Source organism: Pseudomonas sp. 21615526, from assembly GCF_013386245.1.
In the GTDB taxonomy this organism is placed as follows: Bacteria; Pseudomonadota; Gammaproteobacteria; order Pseudomonadales; family Pseudomonadaceae; genus Aquipseudomonas.
Genome location: NZ_JACAOM010000232.1, coordinates 1 through 2,353 on the forward strand (window position 1 = coordinate 1; position 2,353 = coordinate 2,353).

1 protein-coding gene is annotated in these 2,353 nt (G+C 67.4%); it reads right to left on the reverse strand.

Annotation, left to right across the window (positions count from 1 at the left end; genetic code table 11):
• The coding region (locus HX786_RS31420; protein ID WP_178913078.1) for a heavy metal translocating P-type ATPase at nucleotides 1-2,353 on the reverse strand (2,353 nt) is incomplete at both ends.

The following is a 2,353-nucleotide window of genomic DNA, read 5'->3' on the forward strand; positions in this document are numbered from 1 at the left end:
GGGCATTGAGCACCACGGTCAACGAACTGAGGGACATGCCGATCGCCGCCCAGATGGGAGTGATCCAGCCGAGGGCGGCAAACGGCAACATCAGGCCATTGTACAGCCCGGCCCACAGCAGGTTTTCAATGATTACCCGGCGGGTGCGCCGGGCCAGGGTAAAGGCTTGCACCAGGGCGTCGAGGCGGTTCGACAGCAACACCGCGTCGGCGCTGGTCTTGGCCAGGTCGGTGGCCGAGCCCATGGCCACGCTGATATCGGCGGCGGCCAGCACCGGCACATCGTTGACGCCATCGCCGAGCATCAGCACCTTGCGGCCTTCCTTGTGCAACTGTTGCAGCATTTGCAGCTTGTCATCGGGGCGCAGGCCGCCATGGGCTTCGTCGATGCCCAGCTCGGCGGCGACACTGGCAACCATCGGCGAGCTGTCTCCCGACAGCAGCAACGTGCGCCAGCCGCGTGCCTTGCAGGCGGCGAGCAAGGCGGGCGCGTCGCTGCGCAGGCGGTCATCCAGGACAAACCAGGCCAGGGCGCCGTCGGTGTCGCCCAGCAGCAGCCATTGGCCGGCTTCCTTCGGCGAGGCGGGGAGGGCGCAGCCGCTCAGTTCGCAGACAAAACCCGGCTGGCCAATGCGCAACCGGCGGTCACCGACGCGGCCTTCCAGGCCCAGGCCCGGCGTGCTGAGCACTTCATCCGCCGCCAACGGCGCGCGGCCGAATGCGCGGGCGATCGGATGTTCCGAACGTTGCTCCAGCGCCGCCGCAAGGCTCAGGCACTCGTCGCTGCCCAGCAGGCTCAACGGGCGGATCGCGCGCAACGCCAGGCGACCTTCGGTAAGGGTGCCGGTCTTGTCGAAAATCACCGTGTCGATCTGGTTCAGGCCTTCCAGCACGTGGCCGCGGGTCAGCAGCAGGCCGAGTTTGTGCAGGGTGCCGGTGGCTGCCGTCAGGGCGGTGGGTGTTGCCAGTGAGAGGGCGCAAGGGCAGGTCGCAACCAGCATCGCCAGGACGATCCAGAACGCCCGTGACGAATCCAGCTCCCACCACACCAGGCCGATGACCGCAGCGGCGACCAACGAGCACAACAGGAACCATTGGGCGGCGCGGTCGGCGATCTCCGCCAGCCGGGGTTTCTCCGCCTGGGCCCGCTCCAGCAGGCGCACGATGGCCGACAGGCGCGTGTCGTGGCCCAGGGCGCGGACTTCGACGGTCAGCGCACCTTCGACGTTGAGGGTACCGGCAGTGACGGCATCGCCGACCTGGCGTGGTTGCGGCAGGTACTCGCCGGTCAGCAGCGATTCGTCGATGCTCGACTGGCCGTCGAGGATGATGCCGTCTGCTGGCAGCACCGCCCCCGGATGCACCAGTACCCGGTCGCCCAGGGCCAGTTCGCTGAGCAGGATCCGTTCACTTTGCCCGTCGGCACTCATGCGCAGGCACGAGGCTGGCAACAGGTTGACCAATTGCGCGGTGGCTGCCGCCGTACGTTCCCGGGCGCGACGCTCCAGGTAACGCCCGGCCAGCAGGAACAGGGCAAACATGCCGACTGCATCGAAATACAGTTCGCCGGTGCCGGTGATGGCGGTCCAGATTCCGGCCAGGTAGGCACCGCCAATGGCCAGGGACACCGAAACATCCATGGTCAGGTGGCGGGTGCGCAGGTCGCGCATCGCCCCCTTGAAAAACGGCGCGCAGCTGTAGAACACGATGGGCGTTGTCAGAAACATCGCGACCCAGCGCAGGATCACGTGCAGCTCCGGGCTCAGGTCGATATTGAATTCCGGCCAGGTGGCCATCGTCGCCATCATCGCCTGGAACCACAGCAGCCCGGCCACCCCCAGTTGACGCAGGGCCAGGCGGTTTTCGCTGGCCAGTTGTTCGGCGGCGCGGTCGGCTTGGTACGGGTGGGCGGCGTAGCCGATGTGACGCAATTCGCCGAGCAGTTGGCTCAGGGGCAATTGCCCGTCGGCCCAGCGCACGTGCAGGCGGTGGTTGGACAGGTTCAGGCGTGCCTCGGCCACGGCGGGCAGGCTGCGCAGGTGTTTTTCGATCAGCCAGCCACAGGCGGCGCAACTGATGCCTTCCATCAACAGTGTGGCTTGCGACAGGTCACCGTCGTGGCGCACGAAAGGCTTTTGCACATCGGCACGGTCATACAGCGCCAGCTCGTCCACCAGTTGCACCGGCAGCGCCTCGGGGTTGGCCGAGGCTTCGCTGCGGTGCTGGTAATAGCTTTCCAGGCCACCGGCGACAATCGCCTCGGCCACCGCCTGGCAGCCCGGGCAGCACAGCTCGCGGGGCTCGCCGAGGATCAGGGCAGTGAACCGGCTGCCGGGCGGCACGGGCAGGGCGCA